General features: G+C 33.1%; 1 pseudogene. It reads right to left on the bottom strand.

From position 1 onward, the window contains the following. Window positions 1–236, bottom strand: a pseudogene (locus SB717_RS39455) (hypothetical protein); the annotation flags it as partial.

Raw genomic sequence — 236 nt, 5'->3', positions numbered from 1 at the left:
ATCTTTTTCAATAAAAGCCTCTAAACTTTCTTTGCTCGAAAATCCATAAGATAACCAGTCACCATTTTGATTTTGTTTCGGTAGAACTAACGTTATTTTTACGTCTTCCTTTAATGGAGCACTCAATTTGTTAAATGAATCAACAGTCTTTTCATCTACAGTTACATATTCGAAAGAGGAAATCGTATAATCTTTTTCGGTACTAGCTGATACTAATCCCATTCCTCCAGTTAACG

The organism is Priestia sp. SIMBA_032, assembly GCF_046535215.1.
In the GTDB taxonomy this organism is placed as follows: domain Bacteria; phylum Bacillota; class Bacilli; order Bacillales; family Bacillaceae_H; genus Priestia; species Priestia aryabhattai.
This window is presented reverse-complemented; position numbering and strand designations above follow the sequence as displayed.